Source organism: Halobacillus sp. ABH2_015 (assembly GCF_056158945.1).
In genome coordinates this window covers 705,018-722,500 of sequence record NZ_JBSWUG010000002.1, presented here as the reverse complement: position 1 = coordinate 722,500, position 17,483 = coordinate 705,018, and the positions used below count along the sequence as shown (strand labels likewise).

Annotated in this window: 18 protein-coding genes and 1 rRNA gene; 6 read left to right on the top strand and 13 right to left on the bottom strand. The window is 47.7% G+C overall.

What is annotated here, in order from left to right; all coding sequences use genetic code 11:
• Nucleotides 1-143 precede the first annotated feature (143 nt).
• Nucleotides 144-1,708: ribosomal RNA gene (locus ACXAD6_RS03640) — 16S ribosomal RNA — on the bottom strand.
• Between the two features lie 507 nt (nucleotides 1,709-2,215).
• On the bottom strand, nucleotides 2,216-3,100 hold the full coding sequence (locus ACXAD6_RS03635) for a nucleotidyltransferase-like protein (RefSeq protein ID WP_474967687.1): 885 nt from the start codon (nucleotides 3,098-3,100) through the stop codon (nucleotides 2,216-2,218).
• Between the two features lie 134 nt (nucleotides 3,101-3,234).
• On the opposite strand from ACXAD6_RS03635, the gene ACXAD6_RS03630 reads away from it, so the two are divergent.
• Nucleotides 3,235-3,612 (top strand): YgzB family protein, encoded by a 378-nt coding sequence (locus ACXAD6_RS03630; protein ID WP_027956049.1) that lies wholly within the window; start codon nucleotides 3,235-3,237, stop codon nucleotides 3,610-3,612.
• An 88-nt stretch (nucleotides 3,613-3,700) separates the two neighbouring features.
• On the opposite strand, the gene perR is transcribed toward ACXAD6_RS03630, so the two are convergent.
• The 5 genes from perR to ACXAD6_RS03605 form a co-directional block, all read right to left on the bottom strand.
• Nucleotides 3,701-4,144, bottom strand: coding sequence for a peroxide-responsive transcriptional repressor PerR (perR, locus tag ACXAD6_RS03625; RefSeq protein WP_035532548.1), 444 nt, complete (start codon nucleotides 4,142-4,144; stop codon nucleotides 3,701-3,703).
• Between the two features lie 119 nt (nucleotides 4,145-4,263).
• The gene (locus ACXAD6_RS03620; protein WP_474967686.1) at nucleotides 4,264-4,821 is read right to left on the bottom strand and encodes a cob(I)yrinic acid a,c-diamide adenosyltransferase; all 558 of its coding nucleotides are present in this window, start codon (nucleotides 4,819-4,821) and stop codon (nucleotides 4,264-4,266) included.
• Nucleotide 4,822: 1 nt separating this feature from the next.
• The gene (locus ACXAD6_RS03615; protein ID WP_474967685.1) at nucleotides 4,823-5,776 is read right to left on the bottom strand and encodes a D-2-hydroxyacid dehydrogenase; all 954 of its coding nucleotides are present in this window, start codon (nucleotides 5,774-5,776) and stop codon (nucleotides 4,823-4,825) included.
• An 82-nt stretch (nucleotides 5,777-5,858) separates the two neighbouring features.
• The gene (bcp, locus tag ACXAD6_RS03610; protein WP_027956053.1) at nucleotides 5,859-6,329 is read right to left on the bottom strand and encodes a thioredoxin-dependent thiol peroxidase; all 471 of its coding nucleotides are present in this window, start codon (nucleotides 6,327-6,329) and stop codon (nucleotides 5,859-5,861) included.
• Between the two features lie 64 nt (nucleotides 6,330-6,393).
• The gene (locus ACXAD6_RS03605) at nucleotides 6,394-6,804 is read right to left on the bottom strand and encodes a potassium channel family protein (RefSeq protein ID WP_474967684.1); all 411 of its coding nucleotides are present in this window, start codon (nucleotides 6,802-6,804) and stop codon (nucleotides 6,394-6,396) included.
• A 181-nt stretch (nucleotides 6,805-6,985) separates the two neighbouring features.
• Here ACXAD6_RS03605 and ACXAD6_RS03600 point away from each other — a divergent pair, with 181 nt between their 5' ends.
• The 3 genes from ACXAD6_RS03600 (at nucleotide 6,986) to ACXAD6_RS03590 (ending at nucleotide 9,921) form a co-directional block, all read left to right on the top strand.
• On the top strand, nucleotides 6,986-7,072 hold the full coding sequence (locus ACXAD6_RS03600) for a YjcZ family sporulation protein (RefSeq protein ID WP_079478425.1): 87 nt from the start codon (nucleotides 6,986-6,988) through the stop codon (nucleotides 7,070-7,072).
• A 191-nt stretch (nucleotides 7,073-7,263) separates the two neighbouring features.
• Nucleotides 7,264-8,559 carry a glutamate-1-semialdehyde 2,1-aminomutase gene (locus ACXAD6_RS03595; protein ID WP_474967683.1) on the top strand — a complete coding sequence of 432 codons (1,296 nt, stop codon included), beginning with the start codon at nucleotides 7,264-7,266 and terminating at the stop codon, nucleotides 8,557-8,559.
• Between the two features lie 294 nt (nucleotides 8,560-8,853).
• The gene (locus tag ACXAD6_RS03590) at nucleotides 8,854-9,921 is read left to right on the top strand and encodes an FUSC family protein (protein ID WP_474967682.1); all 1,068 of its coding nucleotides are present in this window, start codon (nucleotides 8,854-8,856) and stop codon (nucleotides 9,919-9,921) included.
• 223 nt (nucleotides 9,922-10,144) lie between these two features.
• On the opposite strand, the gene ACXAD6_RS03585 is transcribed toward ACXAD6_RS03590, so the two are convergent.
• The 4 genes from ACXAD6_RS03585 to ACXAD6_RS03570 form a co-directional block, all read right to left on the bottom strand.
• Entirely contained in the window at nucleotides 10,145-11,914 is a 1,770-nt protein-coding gene (locus ACXAD6_RS03585) for an ABC transporter ATP-binding protein (RefSeq protein ID WP_474967681.1), read from the bottom strand.
• A 68-nt stretch (nucleotides 11,915-11,982) separates the two neighbouring features.
• Nucleotides 11,983-12,510, bottom strand: a complete 528-nt coding sequence (gene ntdP / locus ACXAD6_RS03580; RefSeq protein ID WP_027956058.1) for a nucleoside tri-diphosphate phosphatase — start codon at nucleotides 12,508-12,510, stop codon at nucleotides 11,983-11,985.
• Nucleotides 12,511-12,767: 257 nt separating this feature from the next.
• Complete coding sequence (locus ACXAD6_RS03575) at nucleotides 12,768-12,944, bottom strand: gamma-type small acid-soluble spore protein (protein WP_474967680.1); 177 nt, start codon at nucleotides 12,942-12,944, stop codon at nucleotides 12,768-12,770.
• 120 nt (nucleotides 12,945-13,064) lie between these two features.
• Entirely contained in the window at nucleotides 13,065-14,129 is a 1,065-nt protein-coding gene (locus tag ACXAD6_RS03570) for a C40 family peptidase (protein ID WP_474967679.1), read from the bottom strand.
• A gap of 266 nt (nucleotides 14,130-14,395) precedes the next feature.
• On the opposite strand from ACXAD6_RS03570, the gene ACXAD6_RS03565 reads away from it, so the two are divergent.
• On the top strand, nucleotides 14,396-14,620 hold the full coding sequence (locus tag ACXAD6_RS03565; protein ID WP_027956061.1) for a hypothetical protein: 225 nt from the start codon (nucleotides 14,396-14,398) through the stop codon (nucleotides 14,618-14,620).
• Here ACXAD6_RS03565 and mutY read toward each other — a convergent pair.
• Nucleotides 14,610-15,698 (bottom strand): A/G-specific adenine glycosylase, encoded by a 1,089-nt coding sequence (gene mutY / locus ACXAD6_RS03560; RefSeq protein ID WP_474967678.1) that lies wholly within the window; start codon nucleotides 15,696-15,698, stop codon nucleotides 14,610-14,612. The two genes, ACXAD6_RS03565 and mutY, sit on opposite strands and share 11 nt — an antisense overlap.
• A gap of 54 nt (nucleotides 15,699-15,752) precedes the next feature.
• Here mutY and ACXAD6_RS03555 point away from each other — a divergent pair, with 54 nt between their 5' ends.
• Nucleotides 15,753-16,754 (top strand): metal-dependent hydrolase, encoded by a 1,002-nt coding sequence (locus ACXAD6_RS03555; protein WP_474967677.1) that lies wholly within the window; start codon nucleotides 15,753-15,755, stop codon nucleotides 16,752-16,754.
• 413 nt (nucleotides 16,755-17,167) lie between these two features.
• Here the strand turns inward: ACXAD6_RS03555 and ACXAD6_RS03550 are convergent, their stop codons facing one another.
• A complete protein-coding gene (locus tag ACXAD6_RS03550) occupies nucleotides 17,168-17,434 on the bottom strand; it encodes a YfhJ family protein (protein ID WP_474967676.1) in 267 nt (88 codons plus the stop codon).
• Nucleotides 17,435-17,483 lie beyond the last annotated feature (49 nt).

The window sequence follows — 17,483 nt, the reverse complement described above, 5'->3', positions numbered from 1 at the left end:
TCAATTAGATGTCTTGTCATCATGATCTCATCGCTAGATGAGTCATAATTCCTTATCCAGTTTTCAAGGTTCACAAATTTGAAAGATGCTTTGATCTCTCAAAACTGAACAACCAACACAGTACGTTTCCGTAATATCCTTAGAAAGGAGGTGATCCAGCCGCACCTTCCGATACGGCTACCTTGTTACGACTTCACCCCAATCATTGGCCCCACCTTCGGCGGCTGGCTCCAAAAAGGTTACCTCACCGACTTCGGGTGTTGCCAACTCTCGTGGTGTGACGGGCGGTGTGTACAAGGCCCGGGAACGTATTCACCGCGGCATGCTGATCCGCGATTACTAGCGATTCCGGCTTCATGCAGGCGAGTTGCAGCCTGCAATCCGAACTGAGAATGGTTTTATGGGATTTGCTACACCTCGCGGCTTCGCTGCCCTTTGTACCATCCATTGTAGCACGTGTGTAGCCCAGGTCATAAGGGGCATGATGATTTGACGTCATCCCCGCCTTCCTCCGGTTTGTCACCGGCAGTCACCTTAGAGTGCCCAACTGAATGCTGGCAACTAAGATTAGGGGTTGCGCTCGTTGCGGGACTTAACCCAACATCTCACGACACGAGCTGACGACAACCATGCACCACCTGTCACTTGGTCCCCGAAGGGAAATCCCTATCTCTAGGGAGGTCCAAGGATGTCAAGACCTGGTAAGGTTCTTCGCGTTGCTTCGAATTAAACCACATGCTCCACCGCTTGTGCGGGCCCCCGTCAATTCCTTTGAGTTTCAGCCTTGCGGCCGTACTCCCCAGGCGGAGTGCTTAATGCGTTAACTTCAGCACTAAGGGGTGGAAGCCCCCTAACACCTAGCACTCATCGTTTACGGCGTGGACTACCAGGGTATCTAATCCTGTTTGCTACCCACGCTTTCGCACCTCAGCGTCAGAAACAGACCAGAGAGTCGCCTTCGCCACTGGTGTTCCTCCACATATCTACGCATTTCACCGCTACACGTGGAATTCCACTCTCCTCTTCTGTCCTCAAGTTCCCCAGTTTCCAATGACCCTCCACGGTTGAGCCGTGGGCTTTCACATCAGACTTAAGGAACCGCCTGCGCGCGCTTTACGCCCAATAATTCCGGACAACGCTTGCCCCCTACGTATTACCGCGGCTGCTGGCACGTAGTTAGCCGGGGCTTCCTCGTCAGGTACCGTCAAGGTACCGCTCTATTCGCACGGCACTTGTTCTTCCCTGACAACAGAACTTTACGATCCGAAGACCTTCATCGTTCACGCGGCGTTGCTCCGTCAGACTTTCGTCCATTGCGGAAGATTCCCTACTGCTGCCTCCCGTAGGAGTCTGGGCCGTGTCTCAGTCCCAGTGTGGCCGATCACCCTCTCAGGTCGGCTACGCATCGTTGCCTTGGTGAGCCGTTACCTCACCAACTAGCTAATGCGCCGCGGGCCCATCTGTAAGTGATAGCGAGAAGCCATCTTTCAACTTATCTTCATGCGAAGAAAAGTATTACCCGGCATTAGCCCCGGTTTCCCGGGGTTATTCCGATCTTACAGGCAGGTTGCCCACGTGTTACTCACCCGTCCGCCGCTCGTTCCACGAGCTTCACCCCGAAGGGATCTGCTCACTTCCCGCGCTCGACTTGCATGTATTAGGCACGCCGCCAGCGTTCGTCCTGAGCCAGGATCAAACTCTCCATAAAAGTAGTTTGACTTGCTCATCTGCACACCGAATGTGCTTGTTTCAAATTTCTTCATTAAAGAAGAAATGTTTTGACGTACTGGTTGGTTCGTTCAGTTTTCAAAGATCAAATGTTGTCGGCCGTTTAAAAACAGCGACTCAATCATCTTAACATGCGTTGTTTTTCGTGTCAACAACTTTTTTCATTAAGTTGAGAAAGTGTTTTGCTTTCGTTTTTAGCGACATTTACTAGATTATCACGGTGAGCTGTTAGTGTCAACAACTTTTTTGTGATTTGTTTTAGCGCTTCTCAGCACCATGCCGCTCTCTTAAAGCGACAAGTAATAATTTATCACGCAACGTTATTGAAGTCAATAACTTTTTTGCTGTTTTCTCACGGAGTCTCTCGTTCCGCTCAGTCGCTCTTAATGCGACGTTTAATAATATAGCACGCTTGTTTTAGAACGGTCAATGGTTTTTATAAAAAAAGTCCTCTTCCTTTAATAAATTGATGGAAGAGGACTTTCAACTATAAATGGTCGGGTTGTTCTACAGGCTTATAGGTGCGGTGGAAAATCTGCGGTCCCTTCGTTTCCTGGGGGATCACCTCGATGGCTCCGTGCTCAACGAGATACTCGATCATCGAGGATAGATCCAGTATATATTCCTGAATTTCCGGATGGACTTTCAATTCGCCGAATGACCACGGCTCTTCTCTGTCGTTCATCAAGTCCAGCAAATGCCGGGCGCTGGAACGGGCTCGCTTGCTGATGGAATGTTCAACGGCCAGAATCATTAGCTGGATCCGTTTTTCCGTCGGCTCCCCACTCTCAATTAACTCCTGATAGAGTTTATAGATTTCAGGCTCAATCCGTTTCACCTGATTCCATACGGTGACTTCCGGATGAAAACCTTTCTCTATAATGGACAACCGGGCTAAATAATGTAGCGAGCTCACCATTCTGCTGTAGGAATCCAAATATTGTTCAGAATCATAAAGATCCTTGGATTCACTGTAGCTTCGTATCAGTTTGGCGAATTCTATCGCTTTTTTCAGGCTGCGGTTTTTTTGAGGAAACTCTCTAAGGTGCTCTTTCATTAAAGTCACATATTCATTTCTTTCAAAGATGATGCTTCCATTAATCACCCATTCCACCGCCCGCCGGTAGGAGCTGGTGTCAATCCAGTGATGGAGGAGGGTTTCATCCACAATATGCATTGCTGCTGATTTGTTCTCAAATTCATAGTGCTTCACATACCACAGTTCTTCTGCATCCCGTACGATAATGAAGAGAATCACATCAAAGTTATCCGTGACCGGACTGATTGGTTTGTTCTTTTCCAGGATCAGGATCCCCAGGGTACTGCTCTGGCTGGCTCTTTCCTGATAAATCGGGCGTAATAAATCTTCCATTGTCTTTCCCCCATATTCAATTTCCCTTTCCTGTGTTAATTCGCTACGATGCGCCAAAATCCTTTTTCCGTATTGTATTTGTTCCTAGAAAAATATGCTATACTACGTGGTAGATAAGTAAGGAGGGAGCCTTAGTGGCGTTAAAATACAGCAGTAAAATCAACAAGATCCGTTCTTTTGCTTTCTGGCTGATTTTTCTCGGTATCGGAGTCATGTACATCGGCCTGTTGTTCAAGGACATCGTCTGGCTTATGGCAACGTTCATGATTTTAGGGATGGGCTTTGTCGGACTAAGCACCGTCGTTTACTTCTGGATCGGCATGCTCTCCACCAGGACCATCCAGATCATCTGTCCTTCATGCGAGAAACCGACCAAGATGCTCGGACGGGTCGACGCCTGCATGCATTGTGACCAGCCGCTGACGATGGACAAGTCCCTGGAAGGTAAAGATTTCGATGAGAAGTACAATAAGAAGAAATACCGAAACGAAAAGGCTCCTACACAGTCCTGAGCCGTCCGGACCCGTTATCCACGGGTCTTTTTTTTGTATCCATTCATAAAAAATGCCATAAAAAAACTGAAAGCGCAGGGCTTTCAGTTTAGTGGGCCATTTCTGATTGACATTTGGAACACGTTCCATAGACTTCCATACGATGATGGCTTACGTCAAATCCCGTCACCTGTTCAGCTAATGATTCAACTTCGTTAAGGCTTGGATAGTGGAAATCCACGATTTTTCCGCAGTTGTTGCAGATCGCATGGTAGTGGTCACTCGTATTACAGTCGAACCGGCTTGAGGAGTCTCCATAAGTAAGCTCCCGGACCAATCCGATATCCTTGAACACGCGCAGGTTGTTATAAACAGTGGCCACACTCATGTTTGGGAATTTACTTTCCAGCGCTTTGTATATTTCATCAGCTGTAGGGTGGGTCATTGCATTAAGCAGGAATTCAAGCACCGCATGACGCTGTGGAGTGATTCGGACGCCGGATGATTTCAATGTATCAATCGCATCCTGGAGTCGATGATCAGACACGGTCATGCACCTCGCTTTCATAAAATGATTCTTGATTTATAAAATTATTACATTAGAATGCTTACAATTAGTGTAACCTTTCCGTAAACCGGTTGTCAATATGGAAGCCCGCATTCCACGTTGGATTACACATCGGGATGGAGGGGTGTTTCCTTTCCGCTCAGCTTCTTATTCACATATCTGGCCGCAACAAACAGGAAATCCGATAAGCGGTTCAGATAGGACACAACTAGCGGGTTGTTCAGTTCATCCTCCAGCGTAACGGCCAGTCGTTCTGCTCTGCGCACAACGGTACGGGACAGATGGAGGGCGGCTGACGCTTCATGCCCTGATGGTAGTATGAAATTCTTCAACGGGTCAAGTTCCTGGTCCCACGTATCAATCTGCTGTTCAAGGTCTTCAATATGCTCCTGCTTCAGCTTCCAAGTGACATCCTTCCCCTTGGGTGTAGCAAGCTCCGCCCCTACATGAAAGAGAATCGTCTGGATTTTCTCCATCGTCTGCATGAAAGCTGCCTTATCCGTCCAGTCTTCCTTCCTTAGATGACTGAGCGCAACGCCTATGGTTGAATTAGCCTCATCACACGTTCCGTAGGCCTCCACTCTTACATCATTCTTCGCGACACGCTGGCCGTAAATCAAGGAAGTCTGCCCCTTATCACCGGATCTTGTATAAATACGCATCTCAATACCCCCGTTCTGGATCAATAATATTTCTCAACTCACCGTCTCCGTTCAGGAACACCTCAAGGTTTTCTTCAAAAATGGCAAAGCCGCGCGGCACATAATGAGGAGAAATGCCTGAGATGTGCGGCGTTACCGTCACATTTTCCTCTCCCCAGAATGGATGAGCCTCCGGAAGCGGCTCTTCTTCAAACACATCAAGTACGGCATGGGCGATTTCATCGGTGGTGACAGCATCCATAATGACGTCAGCCGGAACAAGATCCCCTCTTCCCATGTTCAAAAAGACCGCATGATCAGGCATGGCAGCAAAATGGGCGTGAGTCAGCATGCCCCTTGTCTCTTCGGTGCTCGGCAGGACAGCAACCATAAAATCAGCTTTCGGCAGGATCAGGTGGATGTCGGAAATCGGGTACACCTGGTCAAAATGCACCTTCGGCCGTCCGGACTTGGACAGGCCGATCGTTGTCATCCCGAAAGCTCCGGCAAGGCGGGCCGTTTCCTGAGCGATGGCCCCTGTGCCGAGCAGCACCATCGTGCGTTCACTGATTTCATTCATCTCAGCTCTCCGGCTCCATTCCCGCTTCTGTTCCTGCTTCATCAGCGTCTTGGCTTTTCTTGCCACCTGCAGCAGCATGGATATCGCGTACTCCGCCATCGGCTTGGCATGAATGCCGCGGACGTTGGTCACAAGGATGCCGCGCTTTTTGATTTCGTCAAAAGGCATCCGGTCCATGCCTGCCGACAAGACCATGATCCATTTCAATTTCTTAGCGACCTGGATTTTCTCTTCATCCAGATCCTCCCCGTATGTAATGAACACATCGGCTTCTGCTAAATAATGCTGCGCCTCATGCATCCCGTGACAGAAAACGAAATCCACCTCGTCAAAACGACGGCTCAAATGAATCCGGATTGATTCCGGAACCCTTTTAATAGCTGAAACAATCTTCATCGTGTCCCCTCCATCCTCTTTTTCTTTATCTTAGCTTATAAAGAAACCATAGTCACCTATGGACTATGGTTTCAAGCTGTTCTTATTGAAGGTTTTCACGGATGTATTGAAGAGCCGCTTCCACGTGGCCCTCTACTTTCACTTTGCGGAACTCCTCAGCAAGGTTCCCCTCTTTATCAATGATGAAAGTGGAGCGCTCGATGCCGTAATACTCCTTGCCGAAGTTTTTCTTCAGCTTCCATACGCCAAACTCCTCGGAAACCTTGTGGTCTTCATCTGCAAGAAGCATAAACGGAAGATCATGCTTGTTAATGAATTTCTCATGAGAATCAACCGGGTCCGGGCTGACACCAAGAATGACAGCGTCCAGATCTTCGAAACTTTCATGATGATCACGGAAGTCACAGGCTTCTGTCGTGCACCCCGGCGTCATATCTTTCGGATAAAAGTACAGGACGACGTTCTTTCCTTTGTAATCAGACAAAGAAACGGATTCCCCATTACTTGCCGGCAGTGTGAAATCTTCCACTTGCTTTCCTTTTTCTATAGACATATAAGCACCCTCCTTAAAGATATCTATCCTCTAGGGTACCTTACTCAGAAGGAAACTTCCAATCTCAGTCTCTTTTTTTGTTCGTCTGCCATACTTTGGCGGCAAGAGCCGCGGGAAGCGTGTAACCGATCATAGCCTCTAGAATCGCCAGCCACTTCCCCACCCCTACAGGCAGCATATCTCCATAGCCGACGGTAAATAATGTGACACCGCTGAAATAGATACTACGTATGAATTCTTCGATCCATGATACCCGCCTGGAAGGGATGCCTGTCCGGTATACATCCACCCCTTCCAGAATCAGCACCGTATATATGAGGCCGAAGCCAATCATCACGATGGTGTACAGAAGCATCACGGCAATGAACAGCTGACTCGAAAAAATTTTATGCTCGATTTCCAGGGAGTGAAAGATCTGCCGGAGACTCGCCCCCATCAGAAGCAGTAAAAGGATGCTGACGATAATCGTAACCATAGCGTGCTCCTTCTTATCATCCAGGTGGACATGGGTGACAGGCTTTACTTTTTCTTATGTCTTTTCCGAGATGGATATGCCTCCGGTGCTCGAAGATATTTGCTGAAAAACGGGCGGATGCACAGCCCGCTTTTCAGGGAAAGGCATAAGATACAGTAAACCGTGGAAAGGGGGAATTGTAATGGGTTACGGATATGGCGGAGGCTTTGCGCTGATCGTTGTTCTTTTCATCCTTCTAATTATCGTTGGTGCAGCGTTCGTATACTAAGAAGAACATCAACTGATGGGATGACCATAAACCAGTGTATATTCCTCATGGGTGCGACCGGACAGCTGCATAGGTTCGTATTGAAACACAGAGAAAGACCGGCCTGCTGAGTCAGGACGGTCTTTTTCTATCTTGTGACATGGACAAACATGCTACAATGAGAAAGTGAAACAGTTGTTAGGAGGTATAGCATGAACATTCCACGTTCAGAACAATTATATAAAGAAGCCGAAGCACACATCGTCGGCGGGGTGAACTCTCCTTCACGCGCCTATAAAGGTGTCGGGGGTGGGACACCGGTCTATATGGACAAAGCGCAAGGCTCCCGTTTCTATGATGTCGACGGCAACGAATACATCGATTACCTTGGTGCCTACGGGCCGATCATCACCGGACATGCCCACCCGCATATTACGGAGGCGATCACGAAGGCAGCACAGAACGGCGTCCTGTACGGGACACCGACGGTTCTCGAAAACCGGTTTGCTAAAATGTTGAAAGATGCCATCCCTTCCCTTGATAAAGTCCGGTTTGTAAACTCCGGAACGGAAGCGGTCATGACGACGATCCGTGTCGCGCGGGCATACACCGGCCGGAATAAAATCATTAAATTCGCCGGCTGCTACCACGGTCACTCCGACCTTGTCCTCGTCGCCGCTGGATCCGGACCTTCCACACTTGGTACACCGGATTCTGCAGGAGTACCGTCATCGATCGCCCAGGATGTCATTACCGTTCCATTCAACGACATTGAACCGTTCAAGGAAGCACTCCGCAAGTATGGCGATGAAATTGCAGGGGTCCTTGTTGAACCGATCGTCGGCAACTTCGGAATTGTTGAGCCAAATCCTGGTTTCCTGGAAGCTGTGAATGAGCTGACCCATGAAGCAGGCGCGCTTGTCATCTATGATGAAGTCATCACGGCCTTCCGCTTTACATATGGAAGCGCCCAGCAGTTGTTGAACATCGAACCGGACATGACCGCGATGGGTAAAATCATCGGCGGCGGGCTGCCGATCGGTGCCTATGGCGGACGGGCCGACATCATGGAACAGGTCGCACCGCTCGGACCGGCTTATCAGGCAGGAACCATGGCTGGTAACCCCGCGTCCATGTCAGCAGGAATCGCCTGTCTGGAAATCCTTCAACAGGAAGGTGTGTACGACGAGATGGACCGCCTCGGTCAAAAACTCGAAGAAGGTATCCTCCAGCACGCGGAACAAGCAGGCGTACAGATACAAATCAACCGCCTGAAAGGAGCCTTAACGGTTTACTTTACAGATGAAAAGGTAGAAAACTACGAGCAGGCGGAAAACACAAATGGAGAACGGTTTGCCCGTTTCTTCAAATTGATGCTTGCTGAGGGCATCAACCTTGCTCCATCTAAATATGAAGCCTGGTTCTTAACGACCGCTCATACGGACGAAGATATCGATCAGACACTCGAAGCGGTTGAGAAGACATTCAAGATTATGGCCGCTGAATAAGCACCATCCCCTTCTTCCTAGATAAGAAGGGGATTTTTTTATGGAAAGGGAGTTGCTTATCCTGATATTCCATGCTATTATATATTTATAATTCTGAATATTCCCACGAATTATGATCTTTGTTTCATTTCTTTCCCTTTTCATAGGAACCAGCTCTTGGGACTGGTTCCCCTTGGGCTTATGCTGTTTTCACGCATAAGCCTTTTTCTTTTGTTCTTCCTGCCCTATTATCATGTATAATGATGGCAGTCCTCCTTAATCGAGGAGTTTCCATGTAAAAAGGATGATGCTTGTATGAAACTGGGCGCACGGATGATGAAGACAGGTCTTGCGGTCGGGATAGCTCTTTATTTCGGACACTTGATCGGATTCATCTCCCCATTACTCGCTGCCATTGCTGTTGTTTTTTCCATTCAGCCTTCGATTTACCGTTCCTATCAATCGATTATTGAACAACTTCAGGGGAACATCATCGGGGCCATGATTGCCATTGTTGCCGTATTCACCCTTGGCAATGACCCATTTGTCGTCGGCTTTGCGATTATCCTCGTCATCGGAGTCACATCGACGATGAAGATGAACGAAAATACGATATCTCTTGCGGTCGTAGCGGTCATCGCCTTGATGGATGCCACCGACCAGACCTTCCTTTACTTCGCTGGCTCACGACTCGCATCCATGATTCTCGGTATTCTGGCCGCTTTCATCGTGAACCTCGTCTTCCTGCCTCCAAGGTATGAAACACGATTGTTCACCAAAATCGACAGCGCCACCAATGATATTCTACAGTGGCTCCGCGTGACAACGAGACAGTTGTCGGACGAGCCCGCTTTAAAATATGAAATTACGAGGATTCAGGATGACATGCGCTGGGTGGATCACACGTACCTGCTGTATTCAGAGGAACGGACCTACTTCAAGGGCAGCCGATTTTCCAAAGGAAGGAAAATGGTGCTCTTCCGACAGTTGATTACGACGACGAAAAAATCTTTCGATGTCCTGAAGGCCTTTTACAGGCTGGACCATAAGATCGAGCAGATCCCGGAGGATTTCCAGGACGCCGTCGTTCAGGAACTGGATAAGCTGATCAATGCCCACGAGAAACTGGTGTTGAGCTTGAAAGGAAGAATAAAACGAACGCACAAGCAGTCTCTCAGGCGGATCGAGGAACCGGATATTCCTTTATTGGTCGAGCGGCTGATGCATGTGTATGAAGAAAGCAACAATCCCGATAAGCTCGTTTTCCTTCCCCTCGCCTCGCAGCTGATGGAATACCATTATCAGCTTGAGCGGTTGAAGAGACTGTTGAAAAGTTACCAGAACCACCACCAGGGTGACTTCATCCAGACATCAGACAAATAGGAAAGAAGGTACCGCTAACGCGGACTTTAGACGGCCGGGAAGATTTCCGGCCGTCTTTTTTTGTCAGGTTCACTAAAAAAGGATGTTCTCCAGTGGTTTATTAGAGAAGATGATGTTCTGAGACACATATGTTGGGAAGTTACGCCTTCGGGTACAGTCAGTTGAGACCATAAACTTTTTTTAAAGACACAAAAAAGGCATCCGCCCATGCGGATGCCTTCTTTTACGTATTGGAATAGGTGGCTGGTTCATCCAGTTCCTGAACTTGATAAAGATCATAATAATGACCTTTCTTCCTCATTAACTCGTGGTGGGGGCCGACTTCAACGATTTCTCCGTTCTCAATGAGAACAATCCGATCCGCATGCGTGATTGTTGATAAGCGGTGGGCAACAATGAATGTCGTCCGCGATGATGCAAGACGTTCCAGCGCCCCTTGGATGAGATGCTCACTTTCCAGGTCAAGCGCACTCGTCGCTTCATCGAGCACTAACAGCGGTGGGTTTTTCAGGAAGACACGCGCAATCGCGACGCGCTGCTTCTGTCCTCCGGAAAGCTTCACTCCACGCTCACCGACGAGGGTGTCGTACCCGTTAGGAAGATCCATAATGAAGTCATGAGCATTGGCTGCCTTGGCCGCTTCGAACATTTCCTCATCTGTCGCATCAGGGTTTCCCATCCGGATGTTCATCGCAATGGATTCACTGAACAAAATATTGTCCTGCAGCACCATCCCGATTTTATCACGGAGCGAACGAGCCTGAACTTCTCGGATATCCGTGCCATCCAACAGGATTTTCCCTGCTGTCACGTCGTAAAACCTTGGAATCAAGCTGATCAGTGTAGACTTACCACCTCCACTCATTCCGACAAAGGCGATCGTCTCTCCTTTTTGGATATGCAGATCGATATCCTTCAGCACGAGCGGATCTTCTTCATCATAACGGAAGGAAACGCCCTCCAGGCGCACATCACCTTCTACATGCTCCAGCTTCTTGGCCCCGGGTTCATCGACAATGTCATATTCCTCATCGACAAATTCAAAGACACGGTCCATGGAAGCAATCGACTGGGTCAGGACAGTGGCTGAGTTCACAAGTCTCCTCAGCGGATTGTACACACGGTCCATGTAGCCAATGAACGCGACCATCGTACCGACCGTCAACGAGCCGGTAATGACCTGGTAGCCGGCAAAGGTAATGACGAGCAGTGGAGCCAGATCCGTAATCGTGTTCGTCACGGTATACGTGTACGCATTCCAATTGGTGTGCGTAATCGCCTTATCCAGGAAGTTTTTGTTTTTCGTACCGAACTGGGCCTGCTCATGGTCTTCCAAAGCAAAACTCCGAGTGACCGGAACTCCCTGCACGCGTTCATGCAGATGCCCCTGGACTTCAGCAAGGGCCTGGGAACGATCGCGCGTCAACTGGCGGAGACGAGCGTAAAAGTATTTGACCGCAAACCCGTAAAACGGGAATAAAGCAATCGCTACAAGCGTGAGCCATGGGTCCATCGTCAGCATGATAATAACCGCAACAACAATCGTGATCATATCGAGCCAGATGTTCATCAGGCCTGTGATGACAAACGTCTTCGTCTGTTCGACGTCATGAATGACACGAGAAATGATCTCTCCCGTCTTTGTCCTGGAATAAAACCGCAGACTAAGACGCTGGATATGATCGAACAGCTTTTCACGGATATCATAGAGGATGTGGCTTCCGATCCACTGGGCGAGATACTGGCGGATATATTCCACCGGCGGTCTCAGCACGAGGAAAACGAAGAGCGCTCCGCCCATCAGCCAGAGCAGCTGATCCATTTTTTCCGACTGGGCCATCTGATCTGCATTAATGATGTCATCAATGACATATTTCGTTATCAACGGCATCAGCAGTGGAATGGAGAATTTAATGATTCCAATAAGAACGGTTAAAATTATTTTTCCTTTATACGGTTTGACAAACTTCAAGTACCTCTTGATGCTGTCCAAAAAATCACCTGCTTCCTTTCACCTGAACAACAAGAGAAGCGCACTCCTTAGAAGTGCGCATCCACTCATTATCTATACGTTAAATATCTTTCGTACCACTGATCAATAAACTCCGGCGAGAAAGGTCCCTTTCTCTGCCTGATCCATCTAAGTAAAATATCCACATTGTTATACAGAATACGGTCCAGCACGTGAGGATAGTTCATTCTTCTCTTATGAACTTCATACTCGTCCTCATCTAAAATCTTGTACGTCATATCCGGAAACACCTTCACATCGAGATCATAATCGATGTACTTGATGGTTCCGTCCTCATAGATGAAGGGAGAGCTGATATTACAGTAATAGTACACGCCGTCTGTCCGAATCATCCCGATGACGTTGAACCAGTACTTGGAATGGAAATAACAGATGGCAGGCTCTCTGGTCACCCAGCGGCGGCCATCGCTTTCTGTGACGGTCGTCCGGTCATTGGCACCAATGATGACATGCCTCGTTCCTTTTAATATCGTTGTACTTTCCCAAACACGGTGTAAATGCCCATTATGCTTATAGCTTTGAATTTCAATCCGCTTCCCTGCTTCCGGGCCGGGCATAAGATCCCCCCTTCCCTTTCTTTACCGTTTCACCTTCTGTCTATTATAACGACAAACGAAAGCGAATGAAAACAATTACTCTGAAAAGTATGCCGGACGCTCCTTTCTTTTTTCAAGAGAACGGGGAGGGGATTCAAGATGGACCATTATATAGGAAGAAATAGAAAAAAGAGCCGCCCGTTGCCGGGACGGCTCTTACTCATGGGAGATTGCAACAGGCTAATCAAACAGCCCGGCCAACCTGCCAAAGATTCAGGTTACTTTTTCTTCGCCTGAGATTTTTGGTTCTGCTCGATTACGTGCTGTGCATCTGTCTGCTTGGCAAACTCAGCGCCGTATTGGGAATTCCCTTGAGCAGCTTGTTGGTTTTGTTGTTTTACGTGATTAACATCCGTACCAGCTGCTGTTTTGTTTTGTTTCGGTTGCTTAGCCATGTGTATCACCTCCGCAAAAATTATTGTGTACAGCGAGCCTCTGTTTCATTCCTCATCGATCGAAATTTTTCACAAAAAAAAGAGCGACCCTTGATGGGACGCTCTTTTCTGATGCTTTGATTAGTTGGCAAGACGCTTCGTACCGATATAGCGGCTTCCCCAGTAGTTGCTGGAAAGGGAGCTGATTTCCACGCCGTTCGTAGAACCTGTGTGGATGAACTTGCCGTTTCCAAGGTAGATTCCTGCGTGAGACGCACCAGGCTTGTACGTTTCAAAGAAGACGATGTCTCCAACCTGGCGCTGGGAATCACTGACAGACTGCATACGGCTGTCTGCATAAATGGTAGCTACTGTACGTGGAATGCTTACGCCTTCCTGTGCGAATACGTAGTTAAGGAATCCACTGCAGTCAAAACCGGATGGGGTGCTTCCTGCCCATACATATGGTGTACCGATGTGCTTTTTAGCTTCTGCAACCAGTCCATCTACAAATCCAGAGTTTGAACCTGAAGAACTCGTGGTAGATGTATGACTAGAGGATGAAGAGGAAGATGAAGAAGACGATGTGGACGCCTCACCACTTACCTTCAACTTCTGACCTACATAAATCGTTGTACCGGACAAGCCGTTCAGGCTCTTAAGGCTGGACACGGATGTTCCGTACTCGTATGCAATAACAGAAAGGGAATCACCGCTCTGAACGGTATATGTGCTTGTTGACTTAGATGAAGAAGAGCTTGAGCTGCTGGAAGAAGTAGACTTACTGGAGCTGGAAGAACTTCCAGAAAGAGAAAGCTTCTGTCCAGGATGGATAACATCACTGGAAATATTATTCATGCTCTTCAACTTAGAAACAGACATGCCGTGGTTTACTGCAATCGCCCAAAGGGAATCACCACTTTTAACAGTGTACGATCCACTTCCGGAATTGGAAGACGACGTTGATTTCTGTGAAGATGATGCATCTTTTTCAACAATCAAACTCTGACCAACGTAAATCATGCTGGAATTCAGACCATTCCATGATTTGATTTCTGAAACAGATCCGTCATACTGCCTGCTCAAATCCCAGATTGTATCCCCGGATTTAACCTTGTGCAATTCATCCGCAAAAACTGAAGTTCCCATAACAGATGCCCCAAGCAAAGCTCCACTGACCGCCGTAACCAATTTTTTCTTATTCATGTATTCTTTACTCTCCCCTATGTATGAATTGTTATAATTGTGCAATCAAATAACCTAAATCCCATTATTCATAAAAGACAATTGTTTGTAAATACTCCAAAACTTCTACAAATACCAACAAAGCCAGTCGAACCCTTTGATACCAAGGTTTTCCACACTTCGTTACATTTACTTTACAGGTTTGTTACATGTGTATTTGTCGAATTTTGTTTGTATGAGCAGGACAATTGTACATACATTAAGGAGGAAAAGGAGGCTGTTCTTTTATGTATGTTGGAAGAGATTTAGCTGGATTGACGATGGAACCCAAACAAAACTGGGAAGAAAAAGAGCTGGGGTATTTTCATACATCCCTGTCGCAGGCCGCGCCCTATCTGAATGCAGAAGGTGTCACGCTGCTCAGGGAAATCAACAAAGAAATAGAGCGCCGCGGCGGTCTGGAAGCAAAGGAAGCTTCCTGGACCAGCGGCACTCATACAGTTACGGACTAATATACGGATGGGCTTTTTGATGGGACACGGGAAATGGATGATCAAGCATGGCTTCACGGGTGACAAACCTGGCCCGCTCATGATCGAGATGGCCGCTTTTCACAACGGCTCTGACCACATCCATTTCCCAGATCAAATGGGAAAACACATGACGGACATGATCCACCTTTTCCCCGAGTTCTACCTTCAGACCATACTCCCCGTACACCCAGACCGGTACGGATTCCTGATCCACATCTTCCAGTGGAACCATCGGATACTGCCACAGCGAGGCCAGAAGCCCTTCTCCGGGGCGCTGCTCAATCAATACCTCACCTTGGTCATTTTCAATTAAAAGCAGCAGGTAAGGGATTTTTTTCTGTTTTTTCTTCGACGCTTTAATAGGGAGTTCGGTTTCGGCTCCTTTTTCAAAGGCGCTGCAGTGATCCTGCACCGGACAAAGCATACAGGACGGTGTCTTCGGTGTGCAGATAAGGGCACCAAGCTCCATCAGACCCTGATTGAAGGCGGATGGATCCTCTTTGGAGATCAAGTGCCGGACGAGTTCTTCAAACAGCTTTCTTGTGCTCTGCTTACTGATATCATCCTCTACATAAAGAATACGGGAAAGCACCCGCATCACATTTCCATCGACAGCCGGCTCCGGTGTGTCATAGGCTATACTCAAGATCGCCCCTTTCGTATAGGGGCCGACGCCTTTCAGTTTCCCAAGTTCATCCGGGTCACTCGGTACTACCCCGTCATAGGATTCGACAACTTCCCTGACAGCGTTTTGCAAATTTCGAGCACGGGAATAGTAACCTAACCCCTCCCATGCCTTTAAAACCTCCTGCTCATCGGCTTCGGCTAAGGCTTCGGGGCTTGGGAATCTGCTCATAAAATGGTTAAAATAAGGAATAACCGTATCAACACGGGTCTGTTGGAGCATAATTTCTGATACCCAGACTCTGTATGGGTCCTGATTTTCCCGCCAGGGCAGGATTCTCTGCTCTTTTTTAAACCAGGATATAAGATCATCTCTAAAAGCATTTACATTGGTATGATTCAATAGGAAGGGAACTCTTTCTTTCGGTTTCACTGGAAACACCTTTCTTATTTAACGTTTTCGTCACCCAAAAAGGAGGTTTGTACGTTGGATACTGGTACTCATGTGGTCATGGGTGTCGCTCTTGGCGGTATCGCTACGCTTGACCCAGCCGTAAGCTCTGATCCGGCTTTATTCAATGCTGTCCTGATCGGCACGCTCGTCGGGTCACAGGCACCGGACATTGACACCGTTCTGAAACTGAAAAACAATGCCGTTTACATCCGCCATCACCGTGGAATTACCCACTCCATTCCGGCGGTCCTTTTATGGGGAATCAGTATCCCCGGCATCATATACTTATTTAACCCGGAGGTCAACTTTCTGCATTTGTGGCTGTGGAGCTTTTTAGCGGTCATTCTTCACGTATTCGTAGACATCTTCAACGCCTACGGGACCCAGGCCTACCGTCCGATTACGAAACGCTGGGTCGCTTATGGCTTCATCAACACCTTCGACCCTTATATTTTCATTCTGCATATCGCCGGGATCGTCGCTTGGAACCTTGGGGCTTCACCCGGAATGATGTGGCTGATCATTTACGGAGTCATTGCCATTTATTACGTGAAACGGTATTTCGATAAACGGGAACTTGTCCGCCTCATTCATGAAAATGTGGACGGAGTGACTCAGATTGCCACCTCCCCCACCATCAAGCAGAATATATGGCGGATTGCCATTACGACTCCGGAACATTATTACGTAGGAAGGGCCGAAAACGGACATTTGAAAATTCTGGACAGATTCGTGAATAAACCGATTGATTACGATGATCCGGTCGTTCAAAAAGCATTAACCGACCAGAACATCAAAGCCTTTCTGTCCTTTTCACCCGTCTACCGCTATGAATTAAGCTACTTTGACGAATATACAGAAGTCCGTTTCATCGATCTGCGCTACCGCTCCCGCGGACGTTATCCTTTTGTAGCTGTTGCGCAGATTGATGATGAGCATGGAGACCACTTGAAGATTCTCAATTCCTATACCGGCTGGGTGTTCACGGAGGAAAAACTGCAGAATAAACTCAGTCCGATGGAATCGAAGTCGTAATGAAAAAAAACCTCTTTGAAGAGAGGCCACTGAAAGAATGAGGATTTGTTAAGGCTAAAGTTTTAAAAAAGCGGATGGTATGGATAAAATATTCCATGCCATCCGCTTTTTTTATATTTATGTGGCTTTTCGTTGTACAAGAAAAAAAGGGATTTTCTTTTATAAATCAAAGTCAAATCACTTTTTAAAGATGGGACACCGTTGATTTCACGAGAAGCGTTCGATGGTGACGCCTGCGGGAACAGCGCGAGCCGAAGACCCACTTGGTCAAGTGATCTTCTTGACCAAGTTAGCTGAGGCCGTGCCCGCGGCAAGCATCCATCGACAAGCAATTCGTGAGAATCAACAACTTTAAACCACTTCTCCTGATTAGGAAGGAGTTTTCAGCGGCCTCCTTTGAACGGGCTCCCTTTTTAATGCAGATCCCCTTTTTTCTCAAGCATTTTCTTGTATTTCGAATTGGTGGCTGCGAACTCATGAAGCCTTGGTCCGTAATTTTGGATCCACTGCGTCACAATCTGTTCCGTCACTTTCTTTCCTTCGTATTCACGACCTGCCTTCGCACGTGTCGTTTCGAAATCTTCCCACAGAAGCTCGACCCATGTAAGGGCCTCTTCCATTGTCAAATGTTCGTTCTTCTTATATAGGGTTTCAGCCAGACGCTGATAAATTTCATTCATGGTACCACTCCGTCTCTGCCATAGTTTACCCTTTATTATAACACATCAC

Coding starts and splice junctions, on each gene's coding strand:
- ACXAD6_RS03570 (WP_474967679.1), bottom strand. CDS start 14,129: ATGAATAAGAAAAAATTGGTTACGGCGGTCAGTGGAGCTTTGCTTGGG.
- ACXAD6_RS03615 (WP_474967685.1), bottom strand. CDS start 5,776: ATGAAGATTGTTTCAGCTATTAAAAGGGTTCCGGAATCAATCCGGATT.
- ACXAD6_RS03620 (WP_474967686.1), bottom strand. CDS start 4,821: ATGCGTATTTATACAAGATCCGGTGATAAGGGGCAGACTTCCTTGATT.
- perR (WP_035532548.1), bottom strand. CDS start 4,144: ATGACCGTGTCTGATCATCGACTCCAGGATGCGATTGATACATTGAAA.
- ACXAD6_RS03635 (WP_474967687.1), bottom strand. CDS start 3,100: ATGGAAGATTTATTACGCCCGATTTATCAGGAAAGAGCCAGCCAGAGC.
- ACXAD6_RS03565 (WP_027956061.1), top strand. CDS start 14,396: ATGTATGTTGGAAGAGATTTAGCTGGATTGACGATGGAACCCAAACAA.
- ACXAD6_RS03600 (WP_079478425.1), top strand. CDS start 6,986: ATGGGTTACGGATATGGCGGAGGCTTTGCGCTGATCGTTGTTCTTTTC.
- ACXAD6_RS03575 (WP_474967680.1), bottom strand. CDS start 12,944: ATGGCTAAGCAACCGAAACAAAACAAAACAGCAGCTGGTACGGATGTT.
- ACXAD6_RS03605 (WP_474967684.1), bottom strand. CDS start 6,804: ATGGTTACGATTATCGTCAGCATCCTTTTACTGCTTCTGATGGGGGCG.
- bcp (WP_027956053.1), bottom strand. CDS start 6,329: ATGTCTATAGAAAAAGGAAAGCAAGTGGAAGATTTCACACTGCCGGCA.
- ntdP (WP_027956058.1), bottom strand. CDS start 12,510: ATGCCCGGCCCGGAAGCAGGGAAGCGGATTGAAATTCAAAGCTATAAG.
- ACXAD6_RS03595 (WP_474967683.1), top strand. CDS start 7,264: ATGAACATTCCACGTTCAGAACAATTATATAAAGAAGCCGAAGCACAC.
- ACXAD6_RS03590 (WP_474967682.1), top strand. CDS start 8,854: ATGAAACTGGGCGCACGGATGATGAAGACAGGTCTTGCGGTCGGGATA.
- ACXAD6_RS03550 (WP_474967676.1), bottom strand. CDS start 17,434: ATGAATGAAATTTATCAGCGTCTGGCTGAAACCCTATATAAGAAGAAC.